The organism is Lentzea sp. NPDC051213, assembly GCF_044455585.1.
Classification (GTDB): domain Bacteria; phylum Actinomycetota; class Actinomycetes; order Mycobacteriales; family Pseudonocardiaceae; genus Lentzea.
Genome location: NZ_JBITEX010000006.1, coordinates 536,783 through 556,740 on the forward strand (window position 1 = coordinate 536,783; position 19,958 = coordinate 556,740).

A 19,958-nucleotide genomic window follows, 5' to 3' on the forward strand; every position below is an offset into this window, starting at 1 on the left:
ACGGGATAACCGTGTCCGGCTGGACTGACGGAGCTGATGAATGAACACCTCCAGCGAGAAGGTCGTCGAGGCTCTCCGGGCCGCGATGAAGGAGGCAGAGCGGCTGCGCAAGCAGAACCGGCAACTGGTCGCCGCTGCCACCGAACCGATCGCGATCATCGGGATGGCCTGCCGGTTCCCCGGCGGCATCGACTCGCCGGAGGCGTTGTGGGAGCTGGTGGCCTCGGGTCGTGACGCGATCACCGGGTTCCCGGCCGACCGCGGCTGGGACGTGGACGCCCTGCTCGGCAGCGGAACCGACGACCGCGGCCACAGCATCAGCGTCCAGGGCGGGTTCCTGCACGGCATCGCCGACTTCGACCCGGCGTTCTTCGGCATCTCGCCCCGCGAAGCCGTCACGATGGACCCGCAGCAGCGCCTCCTCCTCGAGACGTCCTGGGAGGCCATCGAACGCGCGGGCATCGATCCTTCTTCTTTGCGTGGTTCACGGACCGGTGTGTTCGTGGGTACCAACGGCCAGGACTACGAACACCTGCTGATCCGCGGCCTCGACGACGCGACGGGCGACGTCGGCACCGGTATCGCCGCCTCCGCTGAGTCCGGCCGCATCTCCTACGCCCTCGGCCTCGAAGGCCCCACGCTGACCGTCGACACGGCCTGCTCTTCTTCTTTGGTCGCACTCCACTTGGCCGTGCACGCGTTGCGCGCGGGGGAGTGCTCGCTGGCGTTGGCCGGCGGCGTGAACGTCATGTGCACGCCCGGCTCCCTGGTCGAGTTCTCGCGCCAGGGCGGTCTGGCACGCAACGGCCGTTGCAAGGCCTTCTCCGACGACGCGGACGGCACGGGCTGGTCCGAAGGCGTCGGCGTGCTCGCGCTGGCCCGCCTGTCCGACGCCGTGTCGCTGGGATATCCGGTTCTCGCCGTGGTGCGCGGTTCCGCCGTCAACTCCGATGGCGCCTCCAACGGCTTCACCGCGCCCAACGGCCGTGCGCAGCAACGCGTCATCCGCGCCGCCCTCGACCGCGCAGGCCTCTCGCCGGCCGACGTGGACGTCGTCGAAGCCCACGGCACCGGCACCCCACTCGGTGACCCGATCGAGGCCAGGAGCCTGCTCGCCACCTACGGCACCGACCGGCCGACGCCGCTGCTGCTCGGCTCCGTGAAGTCGAACCTCGGCCACACCCAAGCCGCCGCGGGCGTCGCGGGCATCATCAAGATGGTCCAGGCGATGCAGCACGGCGTCGTGCCCGCGACGCTGCACGTCTCGCGCCCCTCCACACACGTCGACTGGACCGCCGGCTCGGTCGAACTCGCCACCGCCGCGGTGGCCTGGCCCGCAGCCGACCGCGCTCCCCGCGCCGCCGTCTCGTCGTTCGGTGTGTCGGGCACGAACGCTCACCTGATCTTGGAAGGCCCGCCCGTCCCGGAAGTGTCAGACCCCTCTGAGACGATTGGAGTGGGGGGTGGCTCCCCCCAGGGGGCCCGCGAATCCGTATCGATTCCGAGCGTGCCGTGGCTCGTGTCGGCCAAGTCGGAGGCCTCTCTCGCGGCCCAGGTCGAGCGGGTGCGCGCGCTCGACGGTGACCCGGTGGACGTCGGGTTCTCGTTGGTGACCACGCGCGCGTTGTTCGAGCACCGCGCGGTGCTGCTCGACGGCGCCGAGATAGCCAGCGGGCTGGCACGGCGGACCGAGCTCGCCCTGCTGTTCTCCGGGCAGGGTGCCCAGCGCGCCGGCATGGGCCGCGAGCTGTACGAGGCGTTCCCGGTGTTCCGGGACGCGCTCGACGAGGTTGCCCAGCACCTCGAAGGCGTCCGCGACGTCATGTGGGGCGCAGAGGAGGCGCTGAACCAGACGGGCAACACCCAGCCCGCGCTGTTCGCGTTCGAGGTAGCGCTCTACAAGCTGCTGGAGTCGTTCGGCATCAAGGCCGACCACGTCACCGGCCACTCGATCGGCGAGATCGCCGCCGCGCACATCGCCGGCGTGTTCAGCCTCGAAGACGCCTGCACCCTGATCAGCGCCCGCGCGAAACTCATGCAGGCGTTGCCATCCGGTGGCGTGATGATCGCCCTGCAGGCCACCGAGGACGAGATCACCCTGACCCCAGGCGTGTCCGTCGCGGCAATCAACGCAGCCGACTCACTCGTCATCGCCGGCGTCGAGAAGGAAGTCCGCGCGATCGTCGCGAAGTTCGAAGGCCGCAAGAGTAAACAACTGGCCGTCAGCCACGCGTTCCACTCACCGCTGATGGACCCGATGCTCAACGCCTTCCGCGAAGCCATCGGCGGCATCACCTTCCACAGCCCGGCGATCCCGATGAGCGGCGACGTCACGAGCCCCGAGTACTGGGTCCGGCACGTCCGCGACACCGTCAGGTTCTATGACACAGTGAAGGCGTTGGGTGACAAGACGTTCCTGGAGATCGGCCCCGACGGCGTGCTGTCCGCGCTGGTCGACGGCGCCATCCCGGCACAGCGCAAGGGCCGCGACGAGCGGACCGCGTTCCTGACCGCACTCGCCCGCCTGCACGTCGCGGGTGTCCAGGTCGACTGGAAACCGTTCTACCCCAACGGTAAACGGGTCGACGTCCCCACCTATGCGTTCCAGCACGACCGCTACTGGCCGTCGGTCTCGGTCAGCGCGGGCGACGCGGCCGGCCTCGGCCTCACCTCGGCCGACCACCCGCTGCTGGGCGCGGCGATGACCGTCGCGGGGTCCGGCGAGCTGATCCTCACCGGCACGCTGGCCAGGACGTCGTGGCTCGCCGACCACGTCGTGTTCCCGACCTCGGGCGTGCTGGAGCTGGCGTTCCGCGCCGCGGATCTCGCCGGCTACGAACGCGTCGAGGAACTCGTCCAGATCACGCCTCTGGTGCTGCCGGACAACAGCGCCGTCCAGGTGCAGTTCCAGGTCGGGCGCGACGGAGCGTTCCGGTTCCACGCGCGGCGCGGCGACCAGGAATGGGTCGAGCACGCGAAAGGCCTGCTCGGGCAAGGCATCGCGCCGCCGGCCAACGACACCGAATGGCCGCCAAAGGGAGCCACGGTCGTCGATCTCGACGGCTTCTACGACGAAACGCCTTACGGAGAAGCATTCCAGGGTCTGCGCGCGGCGTGGCGGCGAGGCAACGAGATCTTCGCCGAGGTCGCGCTGCCCGTTGACGCCAAGGGCTTCGGCGTTCACCCGGCGCTGCTCGAGGCCACCACGCACGCCGCCGCGTTCCTCGGATTCGAGGGCGTTCCCACCGACTGGCGAGGCGTTTCCCTGCACGCGAACGGCGCGGAGGTCGTTCGAGTAAAGCTGTCCGCTGTGGACGGTGGGGTCGCGCTGGCCGGGGTCGACGTCGCCGGAGACCCGGTGCTGTCTGCCGCGACCGTGCGGATCGAGCCGCTCGGTGAAGTGACCGAGCAGAACGCCGTCGACTCGCTGTTCCGCCTCGACTGGGTGCCCGTCAGCTACCCGCCTGGTGACGTGCCGCTCGTGCACGTCACCGGCGAGCAGACGCCAGAGTCCGCGCACGCGCTGGCCGCGGAAGCGCTGGACACGCTTCAGAAATCCACCGGAAAGCTGGTCTTCGTCACGCGCGGTGCTGTCACCGGTGACGACGTCGCGGCCGCGGCCGTCTGGGGCCTGGTGCGGTCCGCGCAGACCGAGAACCCCGGCCGGTTCCTGCTCGTGGACCTCGACGACGCCCCCGAGTCGGAGGCACTGCTGCCCGGCCTCGGCGGACTGATCGACGCGGGGGAGACCCAGGTCGTCGTGCGCGCGGGCGAGGTGTTCGCGGGCAGGCTCGCCCGCGCCGAAGGTGCTGAGCACACATGGGATTCCAGCGGCACAGTCGTGATCACCGGCGGCACAGGCGGCCTCGGCGCCGTCCTTGCCCGCCACCTCGCCACGCGCGGCCAGCGCAAACTGCTACTGGTCAGCCGTCGCGGCCTCGACGCACCCGGCGCCGCCGACCTGCGTGACAACCTGGCCGCGCTGGGCACGGACGTCGAGGTGAAAGCCTGTGACGTCACGGAACGCGCCGCCGTAGCGGAACTGCTCGACGGCGTCCACCCGACCGCGGTCATCCACACCGCCGGTGTGCTGGACGACGGCGTGATCGGCTCACTCACGCCCGAGCGGCTCTCCGCGGTCATGCGGCCAAAGGTCGACGCCGCCTGGCACCTCCACGAACTCGCAGGCGACGCGCAGCTCATCCTGTACTCGTCGGTGTCCGGCGTGATGGGTGCCGCAGGCCAGGGCAACTACGCCGCCGCCAACAGCTTCCTCGACGCCCTCGCCGCGCACCGGCACGGCCTCGGCCTGCCCGCGCTGTCACTCGCCTGGGGCGCCTGGGACACCGGCATGACGTCCACTTTGGACGAAGGCGACCTGCGCCGGATGCCGATGCTGTCGGTGTCGCAGGGCTTGGAGCTATTCGACGCGGCGGTCGCTTCCGGCGAATCGCTGCTCGTGCCGCTCGCCTCGGGCGGTGGCGCGGCACAGGGTGATGTTCCCGCGATCATGCGCGGCCTGGTCCGACAGGGCAGGCGCACGGCGGCACGCGAGGTCGTGGCCGGCGGCCTGCTCGCCAGGCTCGCCGGAGTTCCCGCTGCTGAACGCCTCCGGATCGTCGTAGACGTCGTGCGCGCCGAGGCTGCGAAGGTCATCGGCTACGCCAACGCCGACGCCGTGGGGGCGGAGAAGGAGTTCCGCGCGCTCGGGTTCGACTCGCTGACCGCGATCGAGCTGCGCAACGCCTTGGCTCTGGCCACCGGCCTCACGTTGCCCGCGACGCTGATCTTCGACTACCCGACGCCGCTCGTCCTGGCCGAGCACCTGCTCGCCGACCTGACCGGCGACGGCGCCGATCTCGACGTTGCCGCGCAAGGCATCGCGGACGCGGACGACCCGATCGTGATCGTCGGCATGGCCTGCCGGTTCCCCGGCGGCGTCGCCACCCCGGAAGACCTGTGGCGGCTGCTGGCCGACGGCACCGACGCGATCGCGAGCTTCCCGACCGATCGCGGCTGGGAGCAGGACGGGCTCGCCGCCGGCGGCACTGTCGAGGGCGGTTTCCTCTACGGCGCAGCGGAGTTCGACCCCGCGTTCTTCGGCATCTCGCCGCGCGAGGCTCTCGCGATGGACCCGCAGCAGCGCCAGTTGCTCGAGGTCGCCTGGGAGGCCGTCGAACGCGCGGGGGTCAACGCGACGACGTTGCGCGGCTCGAAGACCGGCGTGTTCATCGGCACGAACGGCCAGGACTACACGAACCTCGTGCTGCGGGCGCGCGGCGACATCGAGGGCCACGCGTCCACGGGTCTCGCCGCCGCGGTGATCTCCGGCCGCCTCTCCTACGCGTTCGGCTTCGAGGGCCCGGCCCTCACGATCGACACCGCCTGCTCGTCCTCCTTGGTGGCCCTGCACCTCGCCGCGCAGTCGCTGCGGTCGGGCGAGTCCTCGCTGGCCCTCGTCGGTGGCGTGACGGTGATGTCCACGCCGATGAACTTCGCCGGCTTCAACGCCCAGGGCGGCCTCGCGGCGGACGCGCGCTGCCGGGCGTTCTCCGACAACGCCGAAGGCACCGGCTGGGCCGAAGGCGTCGGCGTGCTAGTCGTCGAACGCCAGTCGGACGCGCTGCGCCACGATCACCGCGTGCTCGCCGTCGTGCGAGGCTCGGCCGTGAACCAGGACGGCGCCTCGAACGGCCTGACCGCCCCGAACGGCCCCGCACAACAACGCGTGATCCGCCAGGCACTCGCCAACGCCGGACTGTCCACTTCGGACGTCGACGCCGTCGAAGCCCACGGCACCGGCACCAAGCTGGGCGACCCGATCGAGGCCCAGGCCCTCCTCGCCACCTACGGCCGCGACCGCTCCGGCGCGCCCCTGTACCTGGGCGCGATCAAGTCGAACCTCGGCCACACCCAGGCCGCCGCAGGCGTCGCGGGCGTGATCAAGATGGTGCTGGCGTTCCAGCACGGCCTGCTGCCGCAGACCCTGCACGTCACCTCGCCGTCCTCCCACGTCGACTGGTCGGCGGGTGCCGTCGAACTGCTCACCTCGAACACCCCCTGGCCAGTCGCGGACCGCCCGGCGCGCGCCGGCGTGTCCTCCTTCGGCCTCTCCGGCACGAACGCCCACGTGATCCTGGAAGCCGCAACCCCGTCTTCCGTTTCTGTGGACAACTCGGTGCCTGTGGACAACCCGCCCGTTGTCGATCTTGCCGCCCCGGATTTGTCGGCCTCCCGTGAGACGCTTGGAGTGGGGACCTCGGTCTCCCCCTGGGGGGCCCAGACGGGATCGATTCCGACGCCGTGGGTGGTGTCGGCGAAGTCCTCGGCGGCGTTGGACGCGCAGATCGAGCAGGTCTGGGCGTTGGAAGCGGACGCTCGCGACGTCGGGTACTCGTTGGTGCACCAACGGGCGTTGTTCGAGCACCGCGCCGTGCTGGTGGACGGCGAGGTGCTGGCCAGTGGTGAGACGTCGGGGAAGACGCTGGCCGTGTTGTTCTCCGGGCAGGGGGCGCAGCGGCTTGGCATGGGGCGTGAGCTGTATGAGGCGTTTCCGGTGTTCGCGGACGCGTTGGACGAGGTGTTGGAGCACCTCGAAGGTGTTCGCGAGGTCATGTGGGGCGACGATGCCGAGGCGCTGAACCAGACCGGGAACACGCAGCCCGCGTTGTTCGCGTTCGAGGTCGCGCTGTACCGGCTGATGGAGTCGTTCGGCCTCGCCCCGCGGATGCTCGCCGGGCACTCGATCGGTGAGATCGCGGCCGCGCACGTCGCGGGCGTGTTCAGCCTCGAGGACGCCTGCGCCTTGATCAGCGCCCGCGCGAAACTGATGCAAGCGTTGCCGTCCGGTGGCGTGATGATCGCGCTGCAGGCCACCGAGGACGAGATCACCCTGACCCCAGGTGTGTCGATCGCGGCGATCAACGCGGCCGACTCACTCGTCATCGCGGGTGTGGCAGAGGAAGCACGCGCGATCGTCGCGAGCTTCGCTGGGCGCAAGACGAAGCAGCTGGCCGTCAGCCACGCGTTCCACTCACCGCTGATGGACCCGATGCTCGACGAGTTCCGCAACGCGATCCAGAACCTCACGTTCACCGAGCCGAGCATCCCGATCGCGACCGCCGGTGATGTCACCGATCCCGAGTACTGGGTCCGGCACGTCCGCGACACCGTCAGGTTCCACGACGCTGTTCAGGGCATCGGCGACCGGACGTTCCTGGAGATCGGCCCGGACGGCGTGCTGGCCGCGCTCGTCGACGGCGCGATCCCGGCGCAGCGCAAAGGCCGCGACGAGCGAACCGCGTTCCTGACGGCCCTCGCCCGCCTGCACGTCAGCGGTGTGGACGTCGACTGGTCGAGCTTCTACGCGGGTGGGCGCGGGGTCGATCTGCCGACCTATCCGTTCCAGCACGAGCGGTTCTGGCCCGAGGCCGCGACCGGTGCGGTCGCCGCGGATCCGGCCGACGCCGCGTTCTGGACCGCGGTCGAGCAGGACGACGTCGCGTCGCTCGCCGCCACGCTCGACCTCGACAGCGAGACGCTCGCGGGTGTGCTGCCCGCGTTGTCCGCGTGGCGCGGCAAGCGCAAAGCGCAGTCCACTGTGGACTCGTGGCTGCATCGGGAGAACTGGCAGCCGGTGTCGGGGCTGACCGCGAAGCCCGGCAAGTGGCTGCTGGTCCGGCCGGCGGGGCTCGAACATGAGTGGGTGCGGACGCTGGTCCGGGCGCTCGGTGACGTCACAGAGATCGCGGTCGCGGAGCCGGATCGCGAGCATCTCGCGGGACAGCTCGGCGAGTTCGCGCCGGTGCCGTTCACGGGCGTGGTGTCGTTGCTGGCGCTGGGCGATGCGCCGATCATCAGCACCACCGCGCTGATCCAGGCGCTCGGTGACGCGGGTGTGATGGCGCCGCTGTCGGTGGTGACGCGCTGTGCGGTGTCGACCGGGCGCGCCGACGCGGTCAGCGATCCATGGCAATCCGGTGTCTGGGGGCTCGGCCGAGTCGCGGCGCTGGAGCACCCGAACCGCTGGGGCGGCCTCGCCGACCTGCCCGCCGAGCTGGACGATCGGGCGGCGCAACGGTTCGTGGCGGTGCTGGGCAGTGACGAGGACCAGGTCGCGGTGCGGGCGTCGGGTGTGTTCGGGCGGCGGATTCTCGTTGCGCCGCGCGGGACTCAGGAGTGGCAGCCGAGCGGCACCGTGGTGATCACCGGTGGCACGGGTGCGCTCGGCAAACACGTTGCGCGCGATCTTGTTGCGCGCGGTGCTGAAAAGGTTCTCCTGCTCAGCCGTCGGGGCGTGGACGCACCAGGCGCGGCGGAGATCGTGGCGGAGCTGGGGGTCGAGGTCGTCAAGTGCGACGTCGCGAACCGTGCGGAACTCGCCGCAGTGCTGACGCCGGACGTCAAAGCCGTTGTGCACGCGGCCGGTGTGCTGGACGACGGTGTGCTCGACGGGCTCACGCCGGAACGGTTCACCGAGGTGTTCCAGGCGAAGGTGACGTCGGCGTTCCTGCTCGACGAACTGACGCGAGGGCTGGATCTCGACGCGTTCATCCTGTTCTCGTCGGTCGCGGGTGCGATCGGCAACCCCGGCCAGGCCAACTACGCCGCCGCCAACGCGGTGCTGGACGCGATCGCCGTGCAGCGCCGTGCACAGGGGCTCGCCGCCACCTCGATCGCCTGGGGTGCGTGGACCGGCGACGGCATGGCAGGTGAGGAACGCGTCGCGCGGACCATCAAGTCCGTCGGTGCGTCCACTTTGGACCCGGAGCTGGCGGTGGCGGCGATGCGCGGCGTGGCGGCGGAGTCCGCGCCGACCGTCGTGATCGCGGACATCCATCACCCGCAGCTGCTCGGCGCGTTGCTGAGCCTGCGGCCCTCGCCCGTCCTGGCTGAGCTGCCCGGCGCCCGCGAGGTGCTCGACGAGCTGGCCGCCGCGCGTCGTGACAGCGAGTCGGCAGCGTCCGAGCTGCGTCACAGCCTGCGGGAACTGCCTGCCGCGCAACGGTTCGAGCCTGTCCTGGAACTCGTCAGGACGCGGGCGGCGGCGGTGCTCGGCCACTCCGGCAAGGAAGCGGTCGCGCCGGACAAGGCCTTCCGGGACATCGGGTTCGACTCGCTGACCGCGGTCGAGCTGCGCAACCAGCTCACCGAGATCACCGGCCTCGCGCTGCCCGCCGGACTCGTGTTCGACTACCCGTCGCCGCGCGTGCTGGCCGAGCACCTGCTCGCCGAACTGCTCGGCGAGGGCACCGGCCTCGACGACGTGTCGGTCGTGCAGACCACCGACGACATCGCGATCGTCGGCATGGCCTGCCACTTCCCGGACGGCATCGACTCGCCGGAGGATCTGTGGCAGGTGCTGGTCTCGGGTGAGGACGCGATGTCGGACTTCCCGGCCGATCGCGGCTGGGACCTGGCGTCGCTGCAGAGCTCGACACTGCGCGGCGGCTTCCTGCCCGGTGTCGCGGACTTCGACCCGGCCTTCTTCGGGATCTCGCCGCGCGAAGCCCTGGCGATGGACCCGCAGCAGCGCCTGCTGCTGGAGACCTCCTGGGAGGCGGTCGAACGCGCCGGTGTCGACCCGGCCTCGTTGCGCGGCTCGCGGACCGGCGTGTTCGTCGGCACCAACGGGCAGGACTACCAGCACGTCGTCATGGCCTCCAACGAAGACCTCGAGGGCCACGCGGGCACCGGGCTCGCGGCTTCGGTGATCTCCGGCCGCATCTCCTACGCACTGGGGCTGGAGGGGCCTGCGGTCACGATCGACACGGCGTGCTCGTCCGCTCTAGTGGCGCTGCACCTCGCTGCGCAGGCGTTGCGCGGTGGTGAGTGCTCGCTGGCGCTGGCCGGCGGTGTCACGGTGATGGCGACGCCTACCAGTTTCTCCGGCTTCTCCCGGCAGGGCGGACTCGCGCCCGACGGCCTGTGCAAGGCGTTCTCCGAGTCCGCGGACGGCACCGGCTGGTCGGAAGGCGTCGGCATCCTGGTCGTGGAACGGCTTTCGGACGCCGTCGCCGCCGGGCACCCGGTCCTGGCGGTCGTGCGGGGTTCGGCGTTCAACCAGGACGGCGCGTCGAACGGACTCACCGCACCGAACGGCCCGTCGCAGCAGCGGGTGATCCGGCAAGCGCTTGCGTCCGGCGGCCTCGCACCGTCCGATGTGGACGCTGTCGAGGCGCACGGCACCGGAACCGTGCTGGGCGACCCGATCGAGGCGCAGGCGTTGCTGACGGTCTACGGGCAGGATCGCGCCGACCCGCTGTGGCTGGGTTCGGTGAAGTCGAACCTCGGCCACACACAGGCGGCCGCCGGTGCGGCGGGCGTGATCAAGATGGTGCTGGCGTTCCAGCACGGCCTGCTGCCGCAGACCCTGCACGTCACGACGCCCTCTTCGCACATCGACTGGTCGGCGGGCGCGGTCTCGTTGCTCACCGAGAACACCTCGTGGCCGTCGGTTGATCGGCCGTGGCGCGCGGGCGTCTCGTCGTTCGGCATCTCCGGAACGAACGCCCACGTCATCCTCGAGGCGCCGAAACTGTCAGACCTCCCTGAGATGATTGGGATGGGGGGTGGATCCCCCCAGGGGGCCGGCCAATCCGGATCGATTCCGCTCGCGGTGTCGGCGAAATCGGCGGCGGCGCTCAGGGCTCAGGTCGAGCGGATCGGCGCACTGCAGGAGCCCGCAGCCGACGTCGCGTACTCGCTGGTGAAGTCGCGGGCGCTGTTCGAGCATCGGGCGGTGTTGTTCGACGGGGCCGAGGTCGCCAGCGGCGTGGCGGGGGAGCACACGCTCGCCGTGCTGTTCTCCGGGCAGGGCTCGCAGCGCCTCGGCATGGGCAAAGAGCTGTACGAGAGGTTCCCGGAGTTCGCGGACGCCTTCGACGACGTGCTGGCGCACCTCGACCCCGAACTGAAGAGCGTCATCTGGGGCGACGACGAGGAGAAGCTCAACCAGACCGGCCACACGCAGCCGGCGCTGTTCGCGTTCCAGACTGCCCTCTACCGGCTGCTCGAAGCGTTCGGGATCAAGCCCGCCCACCTCGCCGGCCACTCGATCGGCGAGATCGCTGCGGCGCACGTCGCGGGCGTGCTCAGCCTGGAGGACGCGGCGAAGCTGGTCCAGGCCCGTGCCGGACTCATGCAGGCATTGCCCCAGACAGGCGCGATGGTCGCCGTGCAGACCGCCGAAGAAGAAGTCACCCCGCACCTCACGAGCCAGGTGTCGATCGCGGCGATCAACGGACCGCGCTCGATCGTCATCGCGGGCGACGAAGCAGAGATAGAGGCCATCGCGAGCCGCTACGAGAAGACCAAGCGGCTCAAGGTCAGCCACGCGTTCCACTCGCCGTTGATGGAGCCGATGCTCGACGACTTCCGCACCGCGATCCAAGACCTTGCCTTCACCACCCCGAAGATCCCGATCAGCGCGAGCGGCGACGTCACCGACCCCGAGTACTGGGTCAGCCACGTCCGGGACGCGGTGCGGTTCACCGACAACGTCGCGAAGATCCCGGCGACCAAGTTCCTCGAAGTGGGGCCGGACGGCGTGCTGTCCGCGCTCGTCGATCAAGCGATTCCCGCACAGCGCAAGAACAAGACCGAGGAAACCGCGCTGGCCACCGCGCTCGGTCAACTGCACGTCGACGGAATCAACGTTGACTGGACGCCGTGGCTGCGGGGCGGACGGCTCATCGACCTGCCCACCTACCCGTTCGACCACGAGCGGTTCTGGCCCAAGTCCACCGTCGGCGGCCGCGCGGGCGACCCCGCCGCTTACGGGCTCAGGTCCGGCGGGCATCCGCTGCTCGGCGCGGCCATCGCGGTCGCGGGCACAGACGAACTCGTGCTCAGCGGACGCCTCAGCCTCTCGACGCACCCGTGGATCGCGGACCACGTCGTCGGCGGCGCGGTTCTGTTCCCCGGTACCGGATTCCTCGACTTCGCGATCCGCGCGGGCGACATGGTCGGCTGCGACCGGGTCGACGGGCTCACCATCGTCGTGCCGCTCGTGCTGCCGGAACGGGAAGCCGTCGCCGTTCAGGTGCGCGTCGGCGCGCCGGACGACCACGGCAGGCGGTCCGTCAGCGTTCACTCGCAGCACACCGACTCCGACGAGTGGATCCAGCACGCCAGCGGCACCCTCGCCGAAGGGCCGCACCAGGCCGAGTTCGACACCACCGAGTGGCCGCCGGCGAACGCCGAAGTGCTTGACCTCGAAGGCTTGTACGATACGCTCGCGGAAGGCGGACTGGCTTACGGGCCGATCTTCCGGGGCCTCCAGCAGGCCTGGCGGCACGGCGACGAGGTGCTCGTCGAGGTCGCGCTGCCGGACACCGTCGACGACGCGGCCACGTTCGGCGTACACCCCGCGCTGCTCGACTCCGCGTTGCACGCCATCACGTTCGTCGACGGCGCCGGCCAGGGGTTGCCGTTCGAGTGGAACGGCGTCTCCCTGCACGCCATCGGACCGTCGCGGCTGCGCGTCCGGCTCAAGCACACCGGCGGCGACGCCGTCGAGGTCACGGCCGTCGACGTCGAAGGCGCGCCCGTGCTTTCAGTGAAGTCGCTGGTGGTCAGGACGCCGTCGGTCAACGCGCCCAGCAATCCCGTGCAGGAGTCGCTGTTCCGCGTCGACTGGGTACCGGTCCAGGTCGGCGAAGCGCAGGAGATCGACGCGCAGGTCGTGGAACTGACCGGCGGCGCGGACGCGGCGGCGGCCCACGACACGACGAAGCGGGTGCTGGAGATCCTCCAGAACGCCGAAGAGCGCGTCGTGTTCGTGACGCGTGGTGCCGCGGCGATCGGCGACGAACCGATCACCGACCTCGGTGCGGCGGCCGCGTGGGGGCTCGTGCGGTCCGCGCAGGCTGAGAATCCTGGCAGGTTCCTGCTCGTCGATCTTGACGACACCAGCGAGCTGACGCCCGGCATGCTCGTTACCGAGGAACAGCAGCTGATCGTGCGTGACGGGACCGTCCACGCTGGACGGTTGGCGCGCCTGCAGCCGGGGCCGACGTTGGTGCCGCCCGCTGGCACGTGGCGGCTGGACACCACCGCGAAGGGCAGCCTCGACAATCTCGTCCTCGCGCCGTGGACGCCGGAGCCGTTGCAGGGTAACGAGGTTCGCGTCGCCATTCGGGCGGCAGGCCTCAACTTCCGCGACGTCCTCAACGCGCTCGGTATGTATCCGGGCGAGGCGGGCTCGTTCGGTGCGGAGGCCGCGGGTGTCGTCGCCGAAGTCGGCCCCGAGGTCACCGGGCTCCAGGTCGGTGACCCGGTGTTCGGCCTGTTGTTCGGCGGCATGGGACCGGTCGGCGTCATCGAAGAGCCTTATCTCACCAGGCTTCCGGACGCGTGGACGTTCGAGCAGGGCGCCTCGGTCCCGCTGGTGTTCCTCACCGCGTACTACGCGTTGATCGAGCTCGGGAACGTCCAGCCGGGGGAGAAGGTCCTCGTCCACGCCGGCGCCGGCGGTGTCGGCATGGCCGCCATCCAGGTCGCCCGGCACCTGGGCGCCGAGGTGTTCGCCACCGCCAGCGAGGGCAAGTGGGACGTGCTGCGCGGCCTCGGCCTCGACGACGGGCACATCGGCAACTCCCGCGACACCTCGTTCGAGCAGAAGTTCCCGCGGGTCGACGTCGTGCTCAACGCGTTGACCGGCGAGTTCATCGACGCGTCGCTGCGGCTGCTCGGCGTGGGCGGCCGGTTCCTGGAGATGGGCAAGACCGACCTACGGGAGGACGTGCCGGGCATCTTCTACCGGCCGTTCGATCTCGGCGAGGCGCACCCCGACCACGTCCAGCGGATGCTCGTCGCGCTCGTGGAGCTGTTCGAGCGCGACGTCCTGGAACCGCTGCCGATCGCGTCCTGGGACGTGCGGCGGGCGCGGGACGCGTTCCGGTTCATGAGCCGCGCCCAGCACATCGGCAAGATCGTCATCACGGTTCCGGCCGGCTGGGACCCGTCCGGGACCGTCGTGATCACCGGCGGCACCGGTGGCCTCGGTGCGGAGCTGGCGCGGCACCTCGTCGCGCAGGGAACCCGGAAGTTGTTGCTGCTCAGCCGTCGTGGTCCCGACTCGCCCGGTGCGGCGGAGCTGATCGAGCTGGACGCGGACGTGACGATCGCGGCCTGCGACGTGACCGACCGGGACGCGCTGGCTTCAGTCCTCAGTGGACACGACGCGACCGCTGTCGTGCACACGGCCGGTGTACTGGACGACGGTGTCATCGCCTCGCTGACGCCCGAGCGGCTGGAGAAGGTGTTGCGTCCCAAGGTGGACGCCGCCTGGAACCTGCACTCGCTCGTGCCGGACGCGCACTTCGTCCTGTACTCGTCGGTGTCCGGCGTGCTCGGTACCGCCGGCCAGGGCAACTACGCGGCGGGCAACGCGTTCCTCGACGCACTGGCGGCATTCCGGCGCTCGCAAGGACTGCCGGCGGTGTCACTGGCGTGGGGCGCGTGGACGTCCGAGGTCGGCATGACCAGCACCATGGACGCGGCCGCGCTGGAACGGCTGGAGAAGTCGTCGATGCCGCCGATCTCGCTGGAGCACGGCCTGGCGCTGCTCGACGCGGCGGTGACCGTGGACGAACCGCTCGTCGTACCCGCCCGGATCATCACCGGGGCCAGCACCACGATGGTGCCACCACTGCTGCGCAACCTCCTGCGCGGCGGACGTCGGACCGCCGCGCGTGCTCAGGGAACCGTGGCGTTGCAAGGACTGCAGGACGTGCGCCCGGCTGAGCGCGTTCGGACGCTGGTCGACCTGGTGCGGGGTGAGGCCGCTGCCGTGCTCGGGCATTCGTCCCCGGACGCGATCGATGCCGATCGCGAGTTCCGGCAGCTCGGGTTCGACTCGCTGACCTCGGTGGAGCTGCGCAACCGGCTCGGCACGGCGACCGGGCTGACGTTGCCCGCGACGCTGGTGTTCGACTACCCGACCCCTGTCGCTTTGGCCGAGCACCTGATCGCGGAGCTGTTCGGTGGGACGGCTGAGGTCGAGGATTCGGTCAAGGTCAGCGACGAGGCCATCGCGATCGTCGGCATCGCCTGCAAGTTCCCCGGTGGCGTCACCTCGCCAGAGGAACTGTGGGAGCTCGTGCTCGGCGGGCGGGACGCGATCGGTGGATTCCCGGCGGATCGCGGCTGGGACGAGAACCTCGTCGGGGACGGCGCCGGCCAGTCCGTGACCGGGCAGGGCGGGTTCATCGAGGGCATCGCCTCGTTCGACCCGGCGTTCTTCGGGATCTCGCCGCGGGAGGCCGTGTCGATGGACCCGCACCAGCGGCTGGTGCTGGAGACCTCGTGGGAGGCCCTGGAACGCACGGGCATCGATCCGCTGGCGCTGCGCGGGTCGCGGACCGGTGTCTACGTCGGCGCGTCCGGGCAGGACTACGCGCATCTGATGCTGAACTCCGAGCAGGCCCTGGAGGGCTACTCGGGCACGGGCACCTCGCCGAGCGTGATCGCCGGTCGGCTGTCGTACGCGCTGGGGCTCGAGGGCCCGTCGATGACGATCGACACCGCGTGCTCGTCGGCCCTGGTGGCGCTGCACTTGGCTGCGCAGGCGCTGCGCAACGGCGAGTGTTCTCTGGCGTTGGCCGGCGGTGTGCAGGTGATGTCGGCGCCGGGCGCGTTCATGGAGTTCTCGCTGCAGGACGGTCTTGCGCGTGACGGCCGGTGCAAGCCGTTCTCCGACACCGCCGATGGCACGGCATGGTCTGAGGGCATCGGTGTGCTCGTGGTCGAGCGTCTGTCCGACGCCGTCGCTGCAGGGCATGAGGTCCTGGCGGTCGTGCGTGGTTCGGCGGTCAACCAGGACGGTGCTTCCAACGGCTTGACCGCCCCCAACGGTCCCTCGCAGCAGCGGGTGATCCGTCAGGCGCTGGCGTCGGCCGGTTTGGCGTTCGCCGATGTCGACGCCGTGGAGGCGCACGGCACCGGCACGACGCTGGGCGACCCGATCGAGGCGCAGGCGCTGCTGGCGACCTACGGCCAGGACCGGGCGGAACCGCTGCTGCTGGGGTCGATCAAGTCGAACATCGGCCACACGCAGGCCGCGGCGGGTGCTGCCGGTGTCATCAAGATGGTGATGGCGCTGCGCAACGGTGTGCTGCCGAGCACGATCAACGTGACGCAGCCGTCGACCCACGTGGACTGGTCGGCGGGCGCGGTGTCGCTGCTGACCTCGACCACCCCGTGGCCGGCCGTGGACCGGCCGTGGCGCGCGGGCGTCTCCTCGTTCGGCATCTCGGGAACGAACGCGCACGTGATCCTGGAAGCGCCTGAACGGTCCACTCACGACACGACCGCATCAGAACTGTCAGACCTGCGTGGGACGATTGGAGTGGGGACTTCGCGTCCCCCCAAGGGGGCCCCGCTCGTTTTTTCGGCGAAGTCCCCGGCATCGCTGCGCGCTCAGGTCGACCGGGTCAGGGCGCTCGAGGGCGACCCGTTCGACGTCGGGTTCTCGCTGCTCAAGAGGTCGCGCTTCGAGCACCGCGCGGTGGTGCTGGACGGCGCGGAGGTCGCCCAGGGGCAGGCATCACGGCGCAAGCTCGCGGTGTTGTTCAGCGGGCAGGGATCGCAGCGGCTGGGCATGGGCAGGGAGCTGTACGAGCGGTTCCCGGCCTTCCGGAAGGCGCTCGACGAGGTGCTGGAACTCGTCGACGTCCGCGACGTCATGTGGGGCGAGGACGCGGAGGCACTCGACCAGACCGGCAACACGCAGCGCGCGCTGTTCGCCGTCGAGGTCGCGCTGTTCCGGCTCGCCGAGGCGTTCGGCCTCGAGCCCGATCACGTCGGCGGGCACTCCGTCGGCGAGATCGCGGCGGCGCACGTCGCCGGGGTGCTGAGCCTCGAGGACGCGGCCAAGCTCGTCAACGCCCGCGCCGCGCTCATGCAGGCGCTGCCCGGCGGGGGCGCCATGATCGCGGTCGAAGCGCGCGAGGACGAGGTCATCACGACCGCCGCGGTGTCCATCGCGGCCATCAACGGGCCCACGTCGCTGGTGCTCGCCGGCGACGAGGAGGCGGTCCGCCAGATCGCTGACGGATTCGCCGCGCAGGGCCGCAAGACTAAGCGTTTGCCGGTCAGCCATGCGTTTCACTCGCCGTTGATGGAGCCGATGCTGCAGGACTTCCGCGATGTGGTCACGGCGCTGGAGTTCGCCGCGCCGCGCATCCCCGTCGTGTCCAACCTGACCGGCCGCATCGCGGGCGCCGAGCTCACCGAGCCGGAGTACTGGGTGCGGCACGTCCGGGAGACCGTGCGGTTCGCCGACGGCGTCACGGCGCTCGAAGGCGCGGGCGTCAACGCGTTCCTGGAGATCGGGCCGGACGGCGTGCTCGCGGCACTCGTGGACGGCGCGATTCCCGCACTGCGCAAGGACCGTGACGAGACCACGGCGTGGCTCACGGCGCTCGCCCGGCTGCACGTCGCGGGCACCACCGTCGACTGGGCGCCCGCGTTCGAAGGCACCGGCGCCCAGCGCGTCCAGATCCCGACCTACGCGTTCGACCACGACCACTACTGGCCGACGCCGATGGTTCAGGCGGCCGACGCGTCCGGGCTCGGCCTCGGGCCCGCCGACCACCCGCTGCTCGGCGCCGCGATGACCGTCGCGCAGGAAGACGCCGTCGTGTTCACGAACCGGCTCGCGGTCGCGTTCCCCGAGACGGCGTTCGCGGAGATCGCCTTCCGGGCCGCCGACCAGGTCGGGTACGGCACGGTCGAGGAACTCGTGATCACCGGGCCGCTCACGCCCGGCGTGCTGCAGGTGTGGATCGGCGCGCCGGACAACGGAAAGCGCACCCTCACCGTCTACACGCGACCGAACGACGAGCAGCCGTTCACCCAGATCGCGACCGGTGTCCTCGCCGAGGGCGAGTACCGGGCCGGCTTCACCGTCAGCGAGTGGCCGCCGAAGGGCGCCACGGCGATCGGCGAGCAGATCTGGCAGCTGGGCGACGCCGTGTACGCGGAGGTCACGCTGCCGGAAGACGTTGCGGACGCCCAGTTCTACGGCGTCCACCCGGCACTGCTCGACTGCGCGACCAGGGTCACCGAGGAGACCAGGGTGCCGCTGGAGTGGCACGGCGTCAGTCTGCACGCGGTCGGTGCCGCCACGGTGCGGGTCCGGCTCAGCGGCACCGAGTTCGCCGCGGTCGACACCAGCGGAGCACCCGTCGTGTCGGCGCGGAACATCGTCTTCGGCGCGCCACTGCAAGCGCACCAGCAGCAGGACTCGCTGTTCCACCTGGGCTGGGTGCCCGCACCCGAAACCCGGCCTGCCGCGGACGTCGCCGAGGTCCGGTTCACGGGCGACGGCGAGGTCGTCGAGCAAGCGCATGCCTTGGCGGCCAAGGCTCTTGAGCTGGTGCAGCACTCCGAAGACCGGCTGGCGTTCGTGACGAGCGGCCTGGCGGCGTCGACCGTCGAAGGCCTCGTCCGCACGGCCCAGTCGGAGAACCCCGGCCGGTTCCTGCTCGTCGACACCGACGGCAGCGCGCCGCTGCCCACCGGTCTGCTCGACGCGGGGGAGACCCAGGCCCGCGTCCGCGACGGTCAGACCTACGTCGCTCGCCTTGCCCGCGTCACCGACACCGTCGAGACGACCGAGTGGGACCCGGACGGCACCGTGCTGATCACCGGTGGCACCGGCGGTCTGGGCGCGGAACTGGCCAGGCATCTCGTCGCCGAGCGCGGCGTCACGCGGCTGCTGCTCGTGTCCCGGCGCGGCGGCGATGCGCCGGAAGCCGTTGCACTGCAGGCGGAACTCACCGCGCACGGTGCCGATGTCACGATCGCCGCCTGCGACGCCGCGGACCTGAAAGCGGTGAAGAAGGTGGTGAAGGGACTGAAGCTCACCGCCGTCATCCACACCGCCGGTGTGCTCGACGACGGCATCATCGGCTCGCTCACGCCGGAGCGGCTCGCCACCGTGCTCAGGCCCAAGGTCGACGGCGCCTGGAACCTGCACGAGGCCACGAAAAAGCAGAAGCTCAAGGCGTTCGTCCTGTACTCGTCGGTGTCGGGAGTGCTCGGCAGCGCCGGTCAGGGCAACTACGCCGCGGCGAACGCGTTCCTCGACGCGCTGGCCGAGCACCGGCGCGCACAGGGCCTCGTCGCGACGTCGCTGGCGTGGGGACCGTGGGCGCAAACCGGTGGCATGACCGCACATCTGCAGGACGGCGCGATGGACCGCATCGGCCGCACCGGCATGCCTCCGCTGTCCGTCCGGCAGGGCATGGCGTTGTTCGACGACGCGACTTCACGCAAAAACGCGGTGCTCGTCCCTGCACGCATCAACACCGGTCGCGCCAACGGCCCGGTCGCGGCGGTCCTGCGTGGCCTGGTGCGCGGCGGAAAGCGCGCGGCGGGCGCCGGAGATACGTCCACTGTGGACTTCTCCGTGACCCTGAACGTGTTGCCGGCGGAAGAACGCGCGAAGTACCTCGTCGATCTCGTGCGAGGTCACGCGGCGGGAGTGCTCGGGCACTCCTCACCCGCGGCGATCGACGACGACAAGCAGTTCCGCGACCTCGGCTTCGACTCGCTCACCGCCGTCGAGCTGCGCAACAGCATCGCGTCGGCCACCGGGCTGAAGCTGCCCGCCGGCCTCGTCTTCGACTACCCGACCCCCGGAGAACTGGCCGGGTTCCTCGCGGGCGAACTGCTCGGCGACGACGCCGGGCCGTCGATCACGAGCGAACTCGACCGGCTGGAGGCCGCACTGGCCGCCGGCACACCGGACGACCTGGCCCGCGACGGCGTCGCCGCCCGCCTGCGCAACCTGCTCGCCCAGTACGGCGGGACCGCCCAGACCGAAGAGGCGGTGTCCGACCGCATCAACACGGCGAGCGTGGACGACGTGTTCGCCTTCATCGACAACGAACTCGGCCGACGCACCGAGCGCTGACCCCACCTCGAGACGGAGAGGTTTCCCGGCGATG

At 70.6% G+C, this 19,958-nt stretch carries 1 protein-coding gene; it reads left to right on the forward strand.

Annotated elements, in window-relative coordinates; translation table 11 throughout:
• The first annotated feature begins 40 nt into the window (after window positions 1–40).
• Entirely contained in the window at window positions 41–19,924 is a 19,884-nt protein-coding gene (locus tag ACIA8G_RS28185; RefSeq protein WP_396421684.1) for a type I polyketide synthase, read from the forward strand.
• Window positions 19,925–19,958 lie beyond the last annotated feature (34 nt).